This is a genomic window from Micromonospora sp. HB375, from assembly GCF_017872985.1.
Taxonomy (GTDB): domain Bacteria; phylum Actinomycetota; class Actinomycetes; order Mycobacteriales; family Micromonosporaceae; genus Micromonospora; species Micromonospora chalcea.
Genome location: NZ_JAGGJO010000001.1, coordinates 2,386,647 through 2,406,261, shown reverse-complemented (window position 1 = coordinate 2,406,261; position 19,615 = coordinate 2,386,647). Strand labels below are relative to the sequence as shown.

The following is a 19,615-nucleotide window of genomic DNA, read 5'->3' as shown; positions in this document are numbered from 1 at the left end:
AGGCCGGTCGTCGCCCCCGTCACGGTTACGCCTCAGCCGCAGAGCCGGCCGATCTCGTCCCGGAAGCGGTCCATCGGGTTCGACCCGGCCGGGCCGAGCAGGTACTCCTTCAGCTCCCGTCGCGCCCCGGTCATCGGGTCGTCGCCGGACCGCGTCACGTCGAGGATCTTCGCCAGCTCGCCGCAGTCCGCCGAGAGCAGGTACGCCGCGCGCGCGGTCGGGAACTGCCGGCGGAACTCGTCCTCGGACAGACCGGCCGGGTTCGCCACCACGTACGGCCGCTCGCTCTGCACGAAGTCGGAGACCACGCTGGACACGTCGCTGACCAGCAGGTCGGTGACGTTGAAGCAGTCGAACAGCCCCGGCGTGCGGCCGGTGACCACCAGGTGCGCGGTCCCGTCCAGCGAGGACGGATCGGTGTCGCCGCCGGCCGCCTTGATCCGGCCCACGATGCGCTCGTGCACGGCCCGCGCCTTCGCCGACCGGCTGCCGGTCAGCGGGTGCGGCTTGTAGATCACCCGCACGTCACCGGCGGCGAGCAGGCCGGAGACGATCCGCTCCCCCATCAGCACCAGCGAGGTGTGGTACGGGTCGTCGTCGAGCCAGCCCTCCCAGGTGGGCGCGTAGAGCACGGTGAAGCGGTGGTCGGCGGCGCCGGAGCCGAACGTGTGCACCCCGGCGAGCTGCGGCCGGCCGACCTCCACGATGTCGCGGTCCAGCACGCCGACGTCGGCGCGCGCGTACCGCTCCCGCCCGGCCGGCCCGGCCACCCAGACCTCGTCGTACACCTTGCTGTACGGATTCACGCTCGCCTGCTTGTCGCTGTCGCCGTGGCCGACGAAGACGTGCTTGACGCCCGGTTCCCGCAGCAGGTGGATGTTGGCGCCGACGTTCGCGGCGTACAGCGCCACGCGCAGCGAGCTGAGGTCGAGGTTCATGAAGTCGACGCCGGCCGGCACGCAGATGACCGGCAGCCGGGTGTCGGCGAGCTGCTCGAACGCGTCAGCGGCGCGCAGCAGAACCACCGCGCGGCGACCGGTCGCCTCCACCGGCGCGAGCCACATGTTGGCCTGGTAGACGTCCTTGGCCGGGCCGGCGAAGTAGAGCGCGACCTCGGGCCGTTCCCGGGCCATCCAGTCGTGCACGGCCGGCAGCACGCCCGGCTGGCTGCCCCGGCCGCGCAGCGCGGTCAGCGCCAGCACCGCGGCGGTGACCAGGCCGACGGCGAGCGTCACCAGGCCGGTGACCACCACCGGGGCGACCCGGTCGAGCGCGGCGGCCACCACCGCCGCCGGCACCAGCAGCACGTTGAGCAGCGGCATGTTCAGCCCAGCCAGCCACCGCGCCCAGGCCGGCGGCACCGGGACGCGCCGCAGCGCGCCGAGGTCGATGTTGCGGGTGTACGCCGGGGGGTCGACCCGCCCGTCGATCACCTTCGTCACCGCGTTCGTGGCTACCGCAACGGTCCAGAGCGCGGCGGGCAGCAGCAGCACCGCGATCGTGCCGGCCACGCCGGGGCGGGCCGAGACGACCACCAGCAGGACCACCGACAGATCCCGCACCAGCCGCCGGAAGGTCTCGCCGAGCCCGGCCTTGTCGAGCAGTTCGGCGGTCGGAGTGTGCCGCCCGGCCAGAGCCAGTTCACCGGCGAAGGCGACCACGGCGGCCACCGCGAACGGCACCACCAGGCCGAGTACTCCGGAGAGGACCATGACCGCGTAGCCGAGGAGCGTCGCGCCCACCGCGGCGAGACCCTGCTGGCTGCGAATTCTGCTCAACAACGACACGCTCCCTGTCTGCCCCGACGTCGGCCAGGTTCGATTCGGACCGCTGCGACCCTAAACGGGTCACATGACACAAGTATTGCCGGGGTGTCCGGCAGGTGAACGGCGGACGCCGATCGGCTGGTGGCGACACGCGACGGGCCCCGGCCGTGATCACGGCCGGGGCCCGGTACGCGCGTGTGCGGTCAGCCTCCGATGACCACCCGGCGCACGCCGGTCCAGCGCTCCGGGTCGGTGACCCGCCGGCCGTCCACGAGCACCGTCACGCCGGGCAGGTCGGCCGGGGAGAGCGTGCGGTACTCCGCGTGGTCGGCCTGGATCACCGCGGCGCCGAGCGGCTCGCCGTCGTAGCCGGGCAGGCCGTGCGCGGCAAGCTCCTCGTTGCTGTACATCGGGTCCGACACGTACGGCACCGCGCCCCGGCGGCGCAGCGCCTCGACGGTCGGGAAGACGCCGGAGAAGGCGGTCTCCTTGACGCCACCGCGGTAGGCGGCGCCGAGCACCAGCACGCCGACCCCGGTCAGGTCGCCGTACGCGGCGGCGAGCAGGTCGACCGCGTACTCCGGCATGGCCGCGTTGGCCTCGCGGGCCGAGCGCACCACGGTGGCGGCCGGGTCGTTCCACAGGTACATCCGCGGGTAGATCGGGATGCAGTGGCCGCCGACCGCGATGCCCGGCGAGTGGATGTGGCTGTACGGCTGCGTGTTGCACGCCTCGATGACCTTGGTGACGTCCACGCCCACGGTGTCGGCGAAGCGGGCGAACTGGTTCGCCAGGCCGATGTTCACGTCCCGGTAGGTCGTCTCGGCGAGCTTGGCCAGCTCGGACGCCTCGGCCGAGCCGAGGTCCCACACGCCGTTGGGGCGGTCCAGGTCGGGCCGCTCGTCGAAGTCGAGCACCGCCTCGTAGAACCGGACGCCGTGCGCGGCCGACGTCTCGTCGATGCCGCCGACCAGCTTCGGGTAGCGGCGCAGGTCGGCGAAGACCCGGCCGGTGAGCACCCGCTCGGGGCTGAACACGAGGTGGAAGTCGGTGCCGGCGGTGAGGCCGGAACCCTCGGCGAGCATCGGCGCCCAGCGGTCGCGGGTGGTGCCGACCGGCAGCGTGGTCTCGTAGCTGACCAGCGTGCCCGGCTTCAGCCCACGGGCGATGGCCCGGGTGGCGTCGTCCATCCAGCCGAAGTCCGGCACGCCCTCGGCGTCCACGAACAGCGGCACGACCACGACGACCGCCTCCGACTCGGCGACCGCGGCGGCGGTGTCGGTGGTGGCCGACAGCAGGCCGGCGGCGACCGTCTCCTTCAGCTTGACGTCCAGGTCGGCCTCGCCCGGGAAGGGCACCGCACCGTCGTTCACCAGCTGGACGACCCGCTCGGAGACGTCGGCGCCGATCACCCGGTGCCCCTTGGACGCGAACTGCACGGCCAGCGGCAGACCGATCTTGCCGAGCGCGACGACGCAGATGTTCATGAACTACTTTCCTCCTCGGGGGAGCCGGCGCCGAAGACGGGCCGCGACCCGGCGAAGCGTCACCGGCCAGACGGTGAACGCCAAGTGACCTTTGTGGTTGTTGTTGATCGTGACCAGATGCAGTCGGGTGCCGTCGCGGTACACCACCCGGTGGATCAGCGGCGGCCGGAACCCCCGCACCGGGACGGCGGCGCTGTCCGCCACCCGGACCCGGACCGCCCGGGTCGTTCCCGCCGGACCGAGGTCGGCGGCCAGATCCGGGAGCCGGAACGTGGCCTCCACAGTCGTGCCCATCGGGTCGGCCGGCAGCAGCCGCACGGCGGCCTCCGCCTCACCCACCCGCACGGACATGTCCCCGCCGACCAGGTCGGCGAGATCCGGCCGGGGACTGCGGGCGAGGATCTGCACCCGCCGGTCACCGTCGGGCCCGGTCACCGAGCGTACCGAAACCGCGGTCAGCGCGGCGAGCCACCGGCTCGCCGCCGGCTCCAACTCGTACCATTCGTCACTCAGGCCACCCGCCTCACCGAAGCCCGGGAACGCGGCGAACCAGCGCTGGTCGCGGACCACCGTCGAGGGCAGGCCGTCGGCGGCGGTCAGCCGGATGATCGCCACCAGGTCCTCCGGCCGGCCGTACGCGGCCGTGCCGACGAGCACGCGGGTGGCCGCGTCGAGCCGGTCGCGGATGCCGTCGGTGAGGTACTCCCGGACCAGCTTGCCGACCCGCGACCGGACCTGCTCCCGGGTCTCGGCGTCGAGCTTGAGGTAGTCGGGGCGGAACAGCTTCGCGATCTCCCAGGCGAAGTGGCGCCGCAGCACCGCGTCGCGCCGCTGCCCCGGTTCCACCATGTCGGCCACGAACCGGACGATGCGCTCCACGCACTCCAGCCGGGCGAGATGGTCGCTGCGGTAGGTGATGTTCGTAGAGTTGAGGCGCTTGACCGCGAAGTAGTAGTCGTAGTCGGCGAGCACCGAGATGCGGGCCGCCCGCAGGCACGCCTCCAACGTGAACGGCTGATCGCTGCCGACCGCCATGTCCTCCGGGAAGCGCAGGTGGTGACGCTCGATCAGGTCCCGCCGGAACAGCTTCGTGTTCGACAGCGAGAACGGCAGCGGCGAGTCGAACAGGTCGATGTCGGACCGGGTCCGGTCGTAGATCTCCTGGTGCACGTAGCGCTTGTTCACGCCGACCATGCGGCCGAGCACCACGTCCGAGCCCCACCGGTCGGCCGCCGACACCAGCCGCTCCAGCGCCTCGCGGCCCAGGTGGTCGTCGGCCCCGATGAAGAACACGTACCGGCCGGTGGCCAGGTCCAGCGCCCGGTTGCTGGGGGCGGCCGGCCCGCCGGAGTTGGGCTGGTGCACCACCCTCAGGACCGAGGGGTACGCCGCCGCGAACCGCTCCAGCTCCGCGCCGCTGCCGTCGGTGGAGCCGTCGTCGACCGCGACGATCTGCAGCCGGTCGTGCCCGATCGTCTGGTTGACGAGCGACTCGAGGCAGGTGGTGAGGTCCGGCATGGTGTTGTACACCGCGACGACGACCGTGACGTCCGGTCGGCTCACCGCCCGGCCGCCGTCCGGGCCGAGGTGTCGATCGTGACGGCGCCCCGTGCCGCGGCTGCCGCCCCCAGGTCCGCCGCAGAGACCGCCCCGTCAGAACCCATGCCCGTCCGTCTCCGTGTCAACCACTGTCGCACGTGCGACCCGAGCGAGTGTACGACAAGCGCGGCGCGGGAGGCCGATGCCCGGCCGTGCCGGGAAGCCGGTGTCGCCGTTGCTACCCTGCACCCGGCTCCCGGGCGAGCGCTCCCGCCGGTCGCCGACGCCCCGGACGCCGACGCCGGGGGCGAAGATCACTCGGACAGGACCACGCATGACCGCACCGACGCGCGGCCAACAGCCGCCCGCGGAGACGGTTTCCCAGCACCGGGCCTCCTTCGGGCACCGGCTGGCGACCGCCTTCCGCAACGCCCTGCCCGCGCTCGTCGGCTACGTCGCCGTGCGAGCGGTGGGGCTGGTCACGCTCTGGCTCTGGGCCCGCGCCACCGGGGCCCGGCCGGCCGCGCTGCTCACCGGGTCCGACGGCGTGTGGTACCTGCGGATCGCGCGCGACGGCTACGACGGCTACGCCCGGGTCCAGAGCGACATGGCCTTCTTCCCGCTCTATCCCCGCCTGGTCGGGGCGCTGGAGCCGTTGACCCCGCTCGGCGCGCGCGCCACCGCGCTGGCGGTCGCCGCGGTTGCCGCGCTCGCCGCCGCCTGGGGTCTGTTCGCGGTCGGCGAGCGGCTGTACGACCGCCGCGTCGGCATCCTGCTCGCCGTGCTCTGGGGCGTGCTGCCGCACAGCATCGTGCAGAACATGAGCTACAGCGAGGGGATCTTCACCGCGTTCGCCGCCTGGTCCCTGTACGCGCTGCTGCGCCGCTCGTGGCTGCTCGCCGCCGTGCTCAGCCTGTGCGCCGGACTGACCCGGCCGACCGGCTCCGCGTTGCTCGCCGTGGTCTGTCTCGCGGCGCTGATCGCGGCGCTGCGCCGCCGCGACGGCTGGCGCCCGTGGGCCGCGCTGGTGATCGCGCCGGCCGGCTGGGTCGGGTACCTGGCCTGGGTGGGTTGGCAGACCGGGCGGCCGGACGGCTGGTTCCACATCCAGGACGCCGGCTGGGGCACCACCTTCGACTTCGGCGCCGACACGGTCCGGGTGGCGCAGCGCGTACTGGCGCAGCCCACGGCGCTGACCATGTACGTGGTGACGCTCGTGGTGCTGATCGCGCTGGCGCTGTTCGTGCTCAGCGCCCTCGACCGGCAGCCCTGGCAGCTCCTGCTCTACAGCGGCCTGATCCTGCTCACCACGCTCGGCGCGGCCGGCTACTACCACGCGAAGGCGCGCTTCCTGCTGCCCGCGTTCCCGCTCCTGCTGCCGGTCGCCGTCGCGCTGGCCCGGGCCGGCTGGGCCCGGGCCGTCACCGTGCTGACCCCGCTGCTGATCGTCTCCGCCTACTTCGGCGGCTACGTCCTGATCATCTGGAACCGGTCGCCGTAGGCGCGCCGCTCAGTTGCTGAACGGCCGCACGTCCCAGAGCCACACGTCGTCGACCTGGCGGCCCGGCCCGTACAGGGCGTCGAGCACCACGCGCAGGTCTTCCTGCCGGCGGTGCTTGGGCAGCGCCACCGCGTCCGCACGCCAGTAGCGGGCGTCGGCGCGGGCCTGGGCGACCTCAGCCGGCGTCACGTCGGTGCCGCGCTTGCCCTCCGCGACCAGCGTGAGCAGCTTCGCCGTCGGCTGCGGCTCGACGCCCCACCGCCCGGTCGGGTCGTCCTTGGACGTAGGGGCGAGGAAGTAGCCCTGCGGGACCGCGAACTCGGCCAGCGCCGCCGAGCCCCAGTAGACCGAGGTCATGTTCGCCACCGGCACCGGCACCAGGGTGCGGCCGGGGGCCACGTGGTCACGCCAGGTGCCGGCGGTGACGAAGTCCGGCACCGCGGGACGGCCCTGGGCCGGCAGCGGGGTGGGCAGGATCGGCACCAGCGCGGCAGCCACCGCGACGACAGCGATCCGGGCCGGCAGCCGGTCCCCGTCACGCGCGAGACTCGCCACCCGGTCCAGAGCCAGCGCCAGCAGGACACCCACGGCCATGGTGGTGATGAACCCGAAGCGGGCCACCACCACGGCGTCGAAGACCGGAAGGTGCTGCAGCAACGCGAACGGCGCCGGGATCGTGGTCCGCTCGGTGCCCCACGTCCAGGTGGTGCCCATCGACAGCAGCGCGCACACCACGGCGACCAGGGTCAGCACCCGGACGGTGACCTCCCTGCGCAGCCACCACGCGGCGGCGACCGCCACCACCACCAGCGACCAGCCGAAGAAGCTGACCTGCTCGGTGGTGTTCGGGCCCCACCCGCCGGCGCTGGTCGGGCTGCCGGCGATCGACTCGGTCGCGTAGCGCACGTAGGAGCCGAGCTTCAGGGCGTAGACGTCGGGGCCGCCGGGGTGCCCCATCCGGTGCTGCGGCCCGAAGAACTGCATCCACAGCGGGTACGCGGTGACGACAGCGACCAGCGCGCCGGCCACCCCCAGCCCGCCCAGCAGCCGGGGGGCGCGCCGCAACGCGACCTTCGGCGCCAGCGCGAGATGGGCCAGCGCGGCGAGCAGGCAGCCGAGCGCGAGCAGGAAGAGGATCTCCACGCTGATGAAGAACTGTGCCGCGATCAGCGCGCCGAGCACCAGCCCGTCCCGCAGCACCCGGCCGCCCCGGGCCAGCGCCAGCACCCGCCAGCCGATCAGCGGCACCAGCCACTGCGCGGTCATGTGCGGGTGCCCGTTGCTGTGCGACACCAACGCCGGCGCGAACGCGCAGAACAGGCCGCCGACGAACGCGGCGGCACGGGACCGCACCACGTGCCGGGACAGCACGTGGTACCAGGCGTAGCCGGTGCCGACCAGGTTGAGCGTCATCAGCAGCACGTACGCCGTCGGGGCGCCGAACAGCAGCGTCACCGGCGACAGCAGGATCCCGGGCAGCTGCATGCCGACGTTGGTCATCAGGTTCACGCCGTCGGGGGCGTTCTGCGCGGTGGTGAAGAACGGGTTCTCCAGGTGCCGGACCGCGTGCGCCGCGTACGCCAGCATCCACTCGTTGAATCCCTGGTCGTCCGGGCGGCTGCCGAGCAGGCGTCCGTCCGGGTTGCGCCACCCGCGGGCGGTCACCAGGAGCGCCCAGGCCAGGTAGACCGCCGCGACGACGCCGTCCCACCGGCTCCACCGCCGGACCGGCCGCTCGCCGGTCCCGTCGCCGGCCTCGGTGCGGCCGCCGTCGTCCGTCCCGGTCTCCGCCGGCTCCGGCGCCCGGCGGACCTCCGTGTCGCCGGGCGAGGTGTCGCCGGGAGTGGCCGCAGCGGGGTCGGTGGGACGGGTGTCCGGAACGGTCATGAGGCAGGAGTTTACGGCTGCGCGGCGTCGTCGCCCGGCACCCCCCGGGCCGCCCGCCCGGCGCGTCTCCACGGCCTGGTCAGCGCCGCGTCGAGCGCCGCCACGGCCAGCACCACCAGGCTGATCCGCAGGTAGATCGCCTCCTGGATGCCGAACCGGCTGTACTCCCCGGCGGACAGCATGAGGCTGGCGAGCACACTGACCAGGCTCACCACCACACCGAGCACGCCGGCCAGGACGAGCCACGGCCGCCGGCGGACCGCGCCGGTGAGCACGCACGCCAGCACTGTCGCCACGACGGCGCCGGCGAGCAGAGGAAGCACCAGGTCGCGGCGCGGGTACCAGACCCTCTCGACCGCGTCCGGCAGCATCGACACCGGGCGGCCGTACGTGTGCAACTCGGTGCTGCCCAGCGCCATCGGCAGGATCCGGCCGACCATGATCTCGCGGTAGTGATCCGGCTCGGCCATCGCGTACCGGAAGCCGATTGCCATCTCGTGCTCCTCGGCCCACCGCTGCAGTTCGGGGCAGTTCGCGTACGCCTCGGAGAACTTGCGGACGTTCCACCGCCGGACCAGGCTCGGGTCCTCGATCGCCACGCACCGCGGCATGCCGAGCTCGCGGTGGTAGACCTGCCGAATCTCCGGGTCGCGCTGCACCTCGACCATCAGCCGGTAGAGGAACGTCTCGTCGGTCTGCGAGCGGCCCGACGCGCTCCACCTGGCGAACGTCTCGTCGGTGGGACCGAGCAGCGCCGCGTTCCAGCCCAGCCCGGCGCCGATCGCGACCAGCGCCACCACCGCCGCCCAGCGGTGCGGGCGGCTGCGCCACGCCAGCACCGCCAGCACCGCCGGCACCAGCGCGATGAACAGCAGCATGTCCTGCCGGACGAACATCCACCACACGGTCACCACGACCGTGGCGGCGAGCAGCGGCCACGAGCGCCGGCGTACCCAGAGCACCAGCAGGCCGAACGCGAGCAGGCCGAGGCTGATGGAGAGCGACTCGGCGGTCAGCGTGTGGTCCCACACGTAGACCGCGCGGGTCAGCGCCAGCACGAACAGCGCGACCCCGGCGCAGACCCGGGCGGTCGTGCCGCGCAGCATCGTCCAGAGCGCCAGCACGAGCACCACCCACGCCGCGGTGCTGATCAGGGCCTGCGCCCACGCGCGGGCCGGATCGCTGCCGGCGAGCGTGTAGAGCAGCGGCGTGCCCCACAGTCGCGGCGCGTGCCCGGTGAAGGAGAGCGTCGCGGTCGGGTTCGGCCCGTCGAGCAGCCCGGCGTACGACCGGGTGTCGAAGGTGCGGAACGCCTCGGCCCGCGCGGCGATACTCAGCCGCGCGGCGACGAACGCGACGACCAGGCCCGCGAGCACGAGCTGCGCGGGGCGCGGCCGGGGACGCGGCCGCCGGGCGGCGGGCGGCTCAGCCGGCTCCTGCGGGCGCTCTTGAACGACCGACGACTCGACCATGACGGGATTTCCTCGCGCTCGTGCCGGCCTTGTCGGCGTCCAGAAGCGGAATGCCCCGATGTTAGCCTGGATCGCCCGCGTGGGGGTTCCCCTCACCGGCCGGCGCAGCCGGTTCCGCGGGGCGCCCACGGACGCCGCCCCGGTCGGACGGACAGTCAATCGGAGGGATCACCCACATGAAGGTCGTCAGCATCGTTGGCGCCCGGCCCCAGCTGGTCAAACTCGCACCGATCGCCGCGGCGTTCGCCGCCACGGAGCACGAGCACGTCATCGTGCACACCGGGCAGCACTACGACGCCGACCTCTCCGACGTCTTCTTCTCCGGGCTCGGCATCCCCGACCCGGACGTGCACCTGGGCATCGGTTCCGGCAGCCACGGCGTGCAGACCGGCAAGACGCTGGCCGCCCTCGATCCGGTGCTCGCGGCCGAACGACCCGACTGGGTGCTGGTGTACGGCGACACCAACTCCACGCTGGCCGGCGCGCTGTCCGCGGTGAAGATGCACCTGCCGGTGGCCCACCTGGAGGCGGGGCTGCGTTCGTTCAACCGCCGGATGCCGGAGGAGCACAACCGCGTCCTCACCGACCACTGCGCCGACCTGCTGCTGGCGCCCACCGAGGAGGCGGTGCGCCACCTGTCCGCCGAGGGCCTGGCCGCCCGTTCCGTGCTGGTCGGCGACGTGATGGTCGACGTGTGCCTGCGGGTCCGTGACGCCGTGCTGGCCGGTGACCAGCCGCGTCCCGAGCTGCCGGCCGGCATCGACCCGGACGCCCCGTACCTGCTGGCCACGCTGCACCGGGCGGAGAACACCGACGACCCGGAGCGGCTGGCTGCGCTGGTGGGCGCGCTCGCCGAGCTGCCGGTGCCGGTCGCCCTGCTGGCGCACCCGCGCCTGCTGGCCCGCGCCGAGGAGCACGGCATCAAGCTGGGTGGCGGCGCGCTGCACGTGGGCCGGCCGCTGCCGTACGGCGGCATGGTGGCCGCGGTGCTCGGCTCCGTCGGTGTGGTGACCGACTCGGGCGGCCTGCAGAAGGAGGCGTACCTGCTGGACCGGCCCTGCACCACGCTGCGCCCGGAGACGGAGTGGGTGGAGACCCTCGCGGACGACTGGAACCGGCTGGTTCCGGACCCGTCCGCGCTGGGTGCCGACGGCTGGGTGCGGACCGCCACCCGGCCCCGGCCGGCCGCCGCGCGGGGCAACCCGTACGGTGACGGCCGCGCGGCCGAGAACGTGGTCCGGGTGCTCGCCGAGCACGCCCGCTGAAATCGGACCGGCCCGCCGGGCGCCGTCGCGATCGACGGTGCCGGCGGGCCGCTTCACGTGGTGCGGCAGGCGGCGTCAGGCCGCCGCGGTGAGCTGCGCCAACGGGGGCGGGTCGAGCGAGGTGGTGGCGACCACGTTCGGGAAGCGGCGGGCCAGCCGCCAGCCGAGCGTGATGGACAGCGCGTCGGAGGCCACGATCAGGTCGACCGGGTCGCGCTCCAGGTCCAGTTCGGACAGCCGCTTGTCGGCCAGCCGGGACAGCACCAGCGGGCGCACGTTCGAGTAGGCCTTCATGAACACTCGCTTGTGGAACGCCCGGCTCAGGCGCTCCTGCCGCCGGCTGAGGCCGCTCGCCGTGCCGCCGCCGGCCAGCCGGCTCAGCCCGCGTGCCACCCGCCGGGGCCCGCTGGTGACCACGATCCGTTCGGTACGCAGCAGCGGATGCCGCTTCTCGGCGGCGCCGAGGGTGAACAGCCGCACGTTGGGCCGGCCGGCCAGGTCCGCCCAGTTGGTGTCGCTGAGGACCACCACGTCCAGCCGGGCGCCCTCGTCGAGGAGCCGCTCGGCCAGCGCCACGACCTTCTCGTGCGGTTTGTGGTTGAACGCCAGCAGCAGCGCCCGCGGCGTGCGGGACGCGCCCGCGGTGGGCGGCTGGTTGCCGGCTGCGTCGTCGAACGTCACGATGCGATCCTTCCCGCCTCGATCTTGCGCCGCACCATCGAGCGCAGCCTGGCCTCCAGCGGCGCCGTGACCGCCTGCCGGGTGAACGTGTCGGCGTGCGCGCGCGCCTCGGCACGCTGCTTCGCCGACATGTCCCGGGCCGCCTTGCCGGCGGCGATCATCGACTCGGCGATGTCGTGCACGTCGAGGCTCTCCGGGTTGAACCAGAGGGGATAGCCGGCCAGCACGTCCTGCGCGGCGATGCCGGGCGCGTGCACCGAGACGATCGGGCTGCCGCTCGCCATGTACTCGAAGATCTTCCCGGAGGTGACGTACCGCGCGCCGCCGGCCAGGAAGACCAGCACGTCGCTGTCCTGGTAGACCTTGCCGACCTCGGTCTTGGAGACCGGGCCCCGGTAGTGGATGCCGTACTCGGGCAGCGCGTGCCCCTGCTCGCCCTCGACCAGGCCGAGCCGCGCGATGAGGTCGGTCTTACCCTGCTTGAAGTAGCCGAGGTGACCGTGGATGTTCAGCTCCGCGTCGGCCAGGTCGGGATGCCGCCGGGCGATCTGGAACGCCTCGGCCATCTGCTCCACCGGCTGGGTGCTGTTCATGGTGCCGAGGAAGGAGAAGCGCAGCGGGCGGTCACGGTCCGACTCGGACGGCGGCGTGGGCGCGTCGAGCTGGGTCAGCAGATCCGGGTCCCAGCCGTTGGGGACCACCATCATCCGGTCCGCGGCGTTCGGGTAGCGGTCGGCGTACCAGGCCAGCAGCGGCTGGTTGACGAAGATCGAGGCGGAGGCGTCGCGCAGGATCCGGCGCTCCCAGCGCCAGGCGGGGTGGCCCGGCTCGTACCCCGGCTCCTCGGTGAACATGTTGAGCGTCCAGGCGTCGCGGTAGTCGACGGCGAACGGCACGCCGGTGGCCTTGTGGATCATCCAGGCGGCGGCGAACGAGGCGAACGGGTTGCCGGTCGCGAGCACCACGTCGAAGCGCCGCCGGGCGTGCATCCGCAGCGCCTTGCGCACCGACGCCAGCGCCCAGGACAGGTAGTGCTCGGGGAAGAACTTCTTCAACCCGAAGTTGTAGAGGTTGCGGGCCAGGATCGGCGACATGCCCCGGAACCGGCCGTAGGCGTGCAGGTCACGTTCCCAGGCGAAGTGGCTGATGTTGGGCCGCTCCACCTGGACCGACGGGTGCACGGTCTCGGCCAGCTGCTCGTCGACCGAGCCGATCACGCGGTGCAGGAACGACAGCGGCGACGCGAAGGCGGTCACGTCCCAACCGTGCTCGGCCAGGTAGTTCGCGGTGGCCCGGGCCCGGTACACGCCGCTGGCCCGCGACGGCGGAAAGTAGAAGGACAGGTACAGGATGCGCGGTCGGCGCGTCGGGCGCGTCATGGATTGTCCCCCTGGGCGGAATCCGGGTCGGGTCGGTTCTGGCCATCGGTCGCCACTCCAGAGTAGTCGTAACTGAAGCAGACTCTCGGGCTCGCGTGACCGCGTCGGCGCTCCAGCAGGCGCACCGCGTACGGCATCGCCACCGGATCGGTGACGACGAGCACATCCACCGTGGGACGCGCGCAGGCCCGGGCGAGAAGCCGGTCACGCTGGTCGCCGCGCATCCGCACGAACGCCCGGTGCGCCGGGTCGGCGAGGCGCCGCTGGAACGCCCGCTCGGCCCGCTTCGACACCTTCCGCAGCGGACCGCGGCCGATGGTCCGCAGCAGCTTGCGGGGCGCCTTGTACAGCGCCGCCTGTTCGACCCGGTCGGCCGGCAGCCGACGTTGCAGGGCGGCCAGGTCGATCACCCGCACGCCGGTGGCGAACGTCTCACGACTCCAGGGGCCCATCTTGTCGACCACCACGGTGGCGGCGCCCCCGTCGGCGATCACCTGGCGGGACTCCTCCACGACCGCGCGCCGCCGGACCGACCCGACGGACAGGAAAAGGACGTGCATCTCACTCCATCAGCTGCGGCGCCCGGCGTCAGACCGCCGGGTCGGCCTCGTCGGAGAACCACAGGCGGCGGTGCGTCTCGGCGACGGCGGCGTAGCCGTACCGGTCGGCGAGCGCCTTACGGGCGTGGGCCGGTTCGAGGTCGTCGGGGAACCGGGACCGCAGCCGCCGGTATCCGGCGACGATCGTCTCCGGGTCGTCTGTCACGTCGATCATCTGACCGGCGGCGTCCTCGATGCCGGCCAGCGTCCGCTCCGGACCGCCGCAGCGGGTGACCAGGACGGGCAGCCCGGCCGCGATCGCCTCGATGACCGCCACCCCGAACGTCTCGCGGCGGCTCGGGTGCACCAGCAGGTCGTGCTCCCGCATCAGCTCCAGCGCCCGCTCGGGCGGGACCGCCCCGGTGAACGTGACCGCGTCGGCCACCCCGAGCTCGGCCGCCCGGGCGGTCAGGCTCGCCAGCAGCGCGCCCTCCCCCACCAGCGTCAGCGTCAGTGCCGGGTCGTCCTGCCGGCACCGCGCGAACGCCTCCAGCAGCAGCGGTACGCCTTTGAGCTCGGAGAGCGCGCCGACGAACAGCCACCGGCGCAGCGCGGTGATCGGCGTCGGGCGGGGCCGGTCGAAGGAGATCGGGTTGGCGATCGCGCCGATCCGGTCCGCGTGGTGCGGGAACGCCTCGACCAGCGGGGCCCGGACGCCCTCGCCCACGGCGAGGAAACCGGCGCACCGGTCGAGCACCTCGTCGTACATCTCCCGGCCGCGGGCGGTCTCGAGCACCTTGTCCAGGAAGCTGGCGTGCTCGGTCACGTAGACCCGGGTGTCCGGGCCGGCGTTGCGGATCGCCGCCCAGCCGCTGGGCAGCCCGACGTGGGCGTGCACGACCGGTGCGGTGAGCGGACGGCCGCCGAGGGCCGCGCGCAGCGCCTCGTCGTGCCGGTCGGCGATCTCCGCGTGCCCCAGCCCGCGGGGCACCGGCACCGGGACGTAGACCAGGTCGGCGCCGCCGACGGTCGGGGTGCGGTGCCGGGCGTGGCCGAGCAGGACGCGGTGGGCGTCCTTGACCCGGCGCTCAGCCGCCGGATCGAGGGCGGCCACCCAGGCGTCGCAGTGATAGACGGTCATCCGGTCGGAAACCGGTGCGGTCGCGTCGACCATCGCCTGGACGAACGAGCCGCGGAAGGGCAGTTCGCGGGTCGGGAACCAGGGCGTGAGGACGACGACGTCCCGTGCTGAAGTTGCCGGCACCCGAACCTTCCTCGCCGCAAGTAGGGACCGCGCCACGTTAACATGCACGAACCGCGCTCGCCGACCACGCGGGTCGGCGTTGCGGCGCCAGCCTCCGCGATCGGAAGGACCCAGCCCAGATGGGCAGCAAGCTCGCAGCCGGCGTGCTCCGTCGCGTCACCGCTCCCCGGGTGGTGCGTCACCGCGCGGCGGCCCGTCTGATCCACGGCCTGGCGGCCGCGCCGCTGCTGCCGGCCGGCGCGCGGTCGTCGCTGGCCCGCCGCCTGCGCGCCGGCATGGTCCGGGCCGGCTGGCCGGCGGCGGAGTCCCGGGCCGCGCTGGTCGCGGTGGCCGGTGGCGTGGGCCCGGCCGCCCGTGCCGACCTGCTCGCGCAGGAGGCCGCCGACGAGATCGCCGAGGGACGCACCCCGGCCCACCTGACTGCCGCCGTCGAGGCCGACCTGGCCGAGGCGGACCGGGCGTACGCCCGGGGTGACGGCGAGGCGGCGGCCCGGCGGCTGCACCGGGTGCTGCACACCCAGTTCCACCGGGTGATCCACTTCGACCAGCTCGACTCGCCGCTGGCGGACGATCCGGCGGCGTTCCTCGCGCCGCTGCACGGCAGCGCCGTGGGTCGGGCGCTGCTGACGCCGCGCGGCCGCCGGCAGCCGGCCGCGCCGCCGCCGACGGACCGGCCGCAACGGGTGCTGCTGCTGCTCAACGGAAGCGCGCACTTCGTGCAGGCGATCCGGGAGCGCTACGCCGCCCACCCCGATGTGGAGCTGCGTTACGTGCGGCTGGACGACGACCCGGTGGCCGGGCCGCTGATCCGGCAGTCCAGGCGCATGACCGCCGAGGCGCTGCTGCGCGACACCGAGTACGGCAGGCAGGTCGAGGCCTGGCTGCGCCCGCACCTGGACTGGGCCGACACGGTGTTCGTCGACTGGGCCGTGGCGACCGCTGTGATGGTCGGCCTGGTCGACCCCGGCGACACCCGGGTGGTGGTCCGGCTGCACAGCTACGAGGCGTTCGGCAGGTGGCCGAACCTGATCGACTTCAGCCGGGTGGACGACGTGGTCTTCGTCTCCGAGCACCTGCGTGACTTCACGCTCCGGGTGGCGCCCGGGCTCACCGGCGCGCACGCGCCGCGTACCCACGTGTTGTGCAACGCGATGGACCTGGCGCCGTTCGCGCGGCCGAAGGACTCCGCGGCCCGGTTCACGCTCGGCCTGGTGGGCACCAGCGCGGTCGCCAAGGACCCGCGGTGGGCGATCGAGGTGCTGCGGCTGCTGCGCGCCGCCGACGAGCGGTACCGCCTGCTGCTGGTCGGCGGGAGCATCGACACCGGGATGAGCCGGGCGGCGCGCGACTACGCGGCGGCGCTGGAGACGGAGCTGGCCGAGCTGGCGCCCTCCGGCGCGGTGACCCGGCTCGGCCACACCGACGACGTGCCGGGTGTGCTGACCGGCATCGGCGTGGTGCTCAGCAGCTCGGTGCGGGAGAGCTTCCACTGTGCCGTGGTGGAGGGCGCCGCGAGCGGGGCGGTGCCGGTGGTGCGGGACTGGCCGTTCTTCGCCGGCGGGGAACACGGCGCGCGTACCGTCTTCCCGGCCGACTGGGTGGTCGCGACGCCGGCCGAGGCCGCCGCCCGCGTCCGTGCGGTCACCGCGGACGAGCAGGTCTGGCGGGCCGCCGGCGAGGCCGCGGCCAAGCACGCCTCGGCCACCTGGGACTGGTCGGTGAACGCGGCGTGCTTCGACCGTCTGCTGGGGATCGACTGACCGGGCCGGCCGGGCGTCGGTGACGCCCGGCCGGGCCGGTGTCAGGCCGGGGTCGGCTGCAGGCCGCGCCCGTCCCGGTCGGCGGCGGCCGGGCCCACGGCCACGGTACGGCCGTCGGACGCGGACTCCAGCAGGGCGGCGGCGACCTGGACGGTACGCAGGCCCTGCCGCAGGGTGACGATGTCGCTCTGCTTGCCCTCCACCGCGTCGCGGAACCGCTCGTGCTCGACCAGCAGCGGCTCCCGCTTCGGGATGGCGTAACGGACCATGTCGCCCTCGGCCACGCCGCGGAACGCGCGCAGCGCCTCCCACTCGGTGTCGATGGCGGCGTTGGCGTAGAAGGTGAGGTCGGCGGTGAGCGTGTCGGCCACGAAGCAACCCTTGTCGCCGGTGACGACGGTGGACCGCTCCTTGAGCGGGCTCAGCCAGTTGACCAGGTGGTTGACCATGGTGCCGTCGGCGAGCTGGCCGACGACGGCGACCATGTCCTCGTGCAGCCGGCCGCTGCGCGAGACCGTGCGGGCGGAGACCGAGGTGTACTCCTGGCCGGTCACCCACGCGGTGAGGTCGATGTCGTGGGTGGCCAGGTCCATCACCACGCCGACGTCGGCGATCCGGTGCGGGAACGGGCCCTGGCGCCGGGTGACGACCTGGAACACCTCGCCCAGCTCCCCGGCCTCCAGGCGGGTGCGCAGGCTCTGCAGCGCCGGGTTGTAGCGCTCGATGTGGCCGACGCCGGCGACCAGGCCGGCGGCCTCGAACGCCTCGACCAGCCGGGTCGCCGCGTCGACGGACTGCGCGAGGGGCTTCTCGATCAGCGCACAGACGCCGTTGGCGGCCAGCTCCATGCCGATCGGCTCGTGCAGCGCCGTCGGGCAGGCCACCACCGCGTAGTCGACGCCGAGGGCGAGCAGGTCGCTCAGCTCGGGTACGACGGGCGCGCGCAGCGTCCCGGTCACGTCGCCGGCCGGGTCGACTACGCCGACCAGCTCGACGCCGTCGAGGTTGGACAGCACCCGGGCGTGGTTGCGCCCCATGGCGCCGAGGCCGATCAGACCGGCGCGCAGCTTGCGACCTTCACTCACTGAGCTGTCCTTCGTTCGCGACTGCGGGGCTCGCAAACCCGACTCACTCCTCGCGCTCACCGGGCACCACCGGCCAGGTTCGCGCCCTCGGCGATCCGCTCCAGGTCGGCCTGGCTCAGCGACGGGTGCACCGGCAGCGAGACGACCTCGGCGGCGGCCCGCTCGGTCTCCGGCAGGTCCCACGCGCCCGGCTTGCCGTCCACGAGGTACGGCTTGAGCCGGTGGATCGGAGTCGGGTAGTAGACCGCGTTGCCGATGCCCAGCTCGGTGAGGCGGGCCTGGGCGGCGTCCCGGTTGCCGGTGACGCGCACGGTGTACTGGTGGTAGACGTGCCGGGCACCGTCGGCGACCGGCGGGGTGACCATGCCGGTGATCGCCGAGTCGAGGAACTTGGCGTTGGCGCGGCGCTGCTCGGTCCACTCGCCGAGCTGGGTGAGCTGCACCCGGCCGATGGCGGCGGCCACGTCCGTCATCCGCATGTTGGCGCCGACGATCTCGTTGGCGTACCGCTGCTCCATGCCCTGGTTGCGCAGCAGCCGCAGGGTACGGGCCAGCTCGGCGTCGGCGGTGCTGATCATGCCGCCCTCCAGGGCGTGCATGTTCTTCGTCGGGTAGAAGCTGAAGCAGCCGGCGGTGCCGAACGCGCCGACCGGGGTGCCGTTCAGCTCGGCGCCGTGCGCCTGCGCGGCGTCCTCGACCACGGCGAGGCCGTGCTGCTGCGCGATCGTCATGATCCGGTCCATCGCGGCCGGGTGGCCGTAGAGGTGTACCGGCATGATCGCGACGGTCTTCGGCGTGACGGCGGCGGCGACCGCCTCCGGGTCGACGCAGAAGCTGCCCGGCTCGATGTCCACGAAGACCGGCTCGGCGCCGACCAGCCGCACCGCGTTGGCGCTCGCGGCGAAGGAGAACGAGGGCACGATGATCTCGTCGCCCGGGCCGAAGCCGAGCGCCATCAGCGTCAGCTGCAGCGCGGAGGTGCCGGAGTTGACGGCGACGCAGTGCCGGCCGCCGACCAGGTCGCCGAACTCCTCCTCGAACGCCGCGACCTCGGGGCCCTGCACGACCCGGCCGCTCCGCAGCACCCGGACGGCCGCCTCGATCTCGGCCTCGCCGATGATCGGCCGTGCGGGGGGAATGAACTCTGGATGCGGCCCGGCCATGGGGCTTCCTCCTGTCGACACGTGGTTCATGGGAGACATTTCGGGGGATGCTACCGCTCTGTCAGGAAAACAATCGGGTCGCGCTGATTGTCCGACTGGATGTGACGTTCTGTTCATGATCGACGACGGCCCTCCGGGGGCGACCCGGGTCAGACTTCCACCTCGTCGCGCACAGGCCCCACGCATGCTACCCGCAGGGCGGCGACGATCGCGGCCGCCATCCGGGGCACCTCGGCGGGCTCCAGCGGGGCCCGGGAGATCGCCATCCGCCAGTACACCGGCCCCACGATGAGATCGACGGCGGCGCGCCGGTCGGTGTCCGGGGACAGCTCGCCGCGCTCGACCGCCCGGCCGATCAGGATCCGCCCCACCGCCTGCTGGTAGTCGTCCAGGGCGGCCTGCAGCTTCTCCGCGATCTGCGGGTTGCGGGCCGCCTCGGCCAGCAGGTCCGGGATGATCTGCGCGGCCAGCCGGTGACGCAGCGCACGCGCCATCACGTGCAGCAGGATCTCCAGGTCACCGAGCAGGCTGCCGGTGTCCAGCAGCGGGATGTTGCGGCCCGCCACGGCGGAGACCATGTCCAGCACCAGGTCGAGCTTGGACCGCCAGCGGCGGTAGATGGCGGTCTTGCTCACACCGGCCCGGCGGGCCACCGCCTCGATGGAGAGGCGACCGTAGCCGACCTCGGCCAACTCCTGCATCACGGCGGTACGGATGGCGCTGGTGATCTCCCCGCGCAGCACCGCCGCGCCGGCCGGGGCACGCCTCTTCTCGGTCGTCACGTGGAACAATGTAGCGCAACGACGGTACGGTTGCGTCCCGACGTT

15 protein-coding genes are annotated in these 19,615 nt (G+C 73.4%); 3 read left to right on the top strand and 12 right to left on the bottom strand.

All coding sequences use genetic code 11. The features are described from left to right. Positions 1-32 precede the first annotated feature (32 nt). The 3 genes from J3R08_RS11200 to J3R08_RS11190 form a co-directional block, all read right to left on the bottom strand. Positions 33-1,781: a CDP-glycerol glycerophosphotransferase family protein gene (locus J3R08_RS11200; RefSeq protein ID WP_209961043.1), complete on the bottom strand. Its 1,749-nt coding sequence runs from the start codon at positions 1,779-1,781 to the stop codon at positions 33-35. Positions 1,782-1,969: 188 nt separating this feature from the next. Next, complete coding sequence (locus tag J3R08_RS11195; RefSeq protein WP_166456404.1) at positions 1,970-3,253, bottom strand: nucleotide sugar dehydrogenase; 1,284 nt, start codon at positions 3,251-3,253, stop codon at positions 1,970-1,972. A 3-nt stretch (positions 3,254-3,256) separates the two neighbouring features. Then, complete coding sequence (locus tag J3R08_RS11190) at positions 3,257-4,816, bottom strand: glycosyltransferase (RefSeq protein ID WP_209961041.1); 1,560 nt, start codon at positions 4,814-4,816, stop codon at positions 3,257-3,259. Between the two features lie 310 nt (positions 4,817-5,126). Between J3R08_RS11190 and J3R08_RS11185 the strand changes: the two genes are divergently transcribed. Beyond that, positions 5,127-6,293, top strand: a complete 1,167-nt coding sequence (locus tag J3R08_RS11185; protein ID WP_245254719.1) for a hypothetical protein — start codon at positions 5,127-5,129, stop codon at positions 6,291-6,293. 9 nt (positions 6,294-6,302) lie between these two features. Here the strand turns inward: J3R08_RS11185 and J3R08_RS11180 are convergent, their stop codons facing one another. Both J3R08_RS11180 and J3R08_RS11175 read right to left on the bottom strand, forming a co-directional pair. Then, complete coding sequence (locus tag J3R08_RS11180) at positions 6,303-8,180, bottom strand: hypothetical protein (protein ID WP_064447478.1); 1,878 nt, start codon at positions 8,178-8,180, stop codon at positions 6,303-6,305. A gap of 11 nt (positions 8,181-8,191) precedes the next feature. After that, the gene (locus J3R08_RS11175) at positions 8,192-9,652 is read right to left on the bottom strand and encodes a hypothetical protein (RefSeq protein WP_064447477.1); all 1,461 of its coding nucleotides are present in this window, start codon (positions 9,650-9,652) and stop codon (positions 8,192-8,194) included. 176 nt (positions 9,653-9,828) lie between these two features. Here J3R08_RS11175 and wecB point away from each other — a divergent pair, with 176 nt between their 5' ends. Beyond that, positions 9,829-10,917, top strand: a complete 1,089-nt coding sequence (gene wecB, locus J3R08_RS11170; RefSeq protein WP_043325111.1) for a non-hydrolyzing UDP-N-acetylglucosamine 2-epimerase — start codon at positions 9,829-9,831, stop codon at positions 10,915-10,917. 75 nt (positions 10,918-10,992) lie between these two features. Here wecB and J3R08_RS11165 read toward each other — a convergent pair whose 3' ends face one another. Genes J3R08_RS11165 through J3R08_RS11150 form a run of 4 tightly spaced genes read right to left on the bottom strand, consistent with a single transcriptional unit; the run spans position 10,993 to position 14,780 of the window. After that, entirely contained in the window at positions 10,993-11,598 is a 606-nt protein-coding gene (locus J3R08_RS11165) for a hypothetical protein (RefSeq protein ID WP_064447476.1), read from the bottom strand. Beyond that, entirely contained in the window at positions 11,595-12,977 is a 1,383-nt protein-coding gene (locus J3R08_RS11160; RefSeq protein WP_030499733.1) for a glycosyltransferase, read from the bottom strand. Before J3R08_RS11160 ends, J3R08_RS11165 begins: the two co-directional genes overlap by 4 nt. Next, the gene (locus J3R08_RS11155) at positions 12,974-13,537 is read right to left on the bottom strand and encodes a hypothetical protein (protein ID WP_051611092.1); all 564 of its coding nucleotides are present in this window, start codon (positions 13,535-13,537) and stop codon (positions 12,974-12,976) included. Before J3R08_RS11155 ends, J3R08_RS11160 begins: the two co-directional genes overlap by 4 nt. Before the next feature lie 28 nt (positions 13,538-13,565). Continuing rightward, entirely contained in the window at positions 13,566-14,780 is a 1,215-nt protein-coding gene (locus tag J3R08_RS11150; RefSeq protein ID WP_223201138.1) for a glycosyltransferase, read from the bottom strand. Positions 14,781-14,899: 119 nt separating this feature from the next. On the opposite strand from J3R08_RS11150, the gene J3R08_RS11145 reads away from it, so the two are divergent. Continuing rightward, on the top strand, positions 14,900-16,540 hold the full coding sequence (locus tag J3R08_RS11145) for a glycosyltransferase (RefSeq protein WP_064447475.1): 1,641 nt from the start codon (positions 14,900-14,902) through the stop codon (positions 16,538-16,540). A 41-nt stretch (positions 16,541-16,581) separates the two neighbouring features. Here J3R08_RS11145 and J3R08_RS11140 read toward each other — a convergent pair whose 3' ends face one another. From J3R08_RS11140 to J3R08_RS11130, 3 genes are all read right to left on the bottom strand, one after another. Next, on the bottom strand, positions 16,582-17,625 hold the full coding sequence (locus J3R08_RS11140) for a Gfo/Idh/MocA family protein (RefSeq protein ID WP_043325113.1): 1,044 nt from the start codon (positions 17,623-17,625) through the stop codon (positions 16,582-16,584). Positions 17,626-17,681: 56 nt separating this feature from the next. After that, positions 17,682-18,788 (bottom strand): DegT/DnrJ/EryC1/StrS aminotransferase family protein, encoded by a 1,107-nt coding sequence (locus J3R08_RS11135; RefSeq protein WP_043325114.1) that lies wholly within the window; start codon positions 18,786-18,788, stop codon positions 17,682-17,684. 149 nt (positions 18,789-18,937) lie between these two features. Beyond that, on the bottom strand, positions 18,938-19,570 hold the full coding sequence (locus J3R08_RS11130; protein WP_043325115.1) for a TetR/AcrR family transcriptional regulator: 633 nt from the start codon (positions 19,568-19,570) through the stop codon (positions 18,938-18,940). Positions 19,571-19,615: the final 45 nt, after the last annotated feature.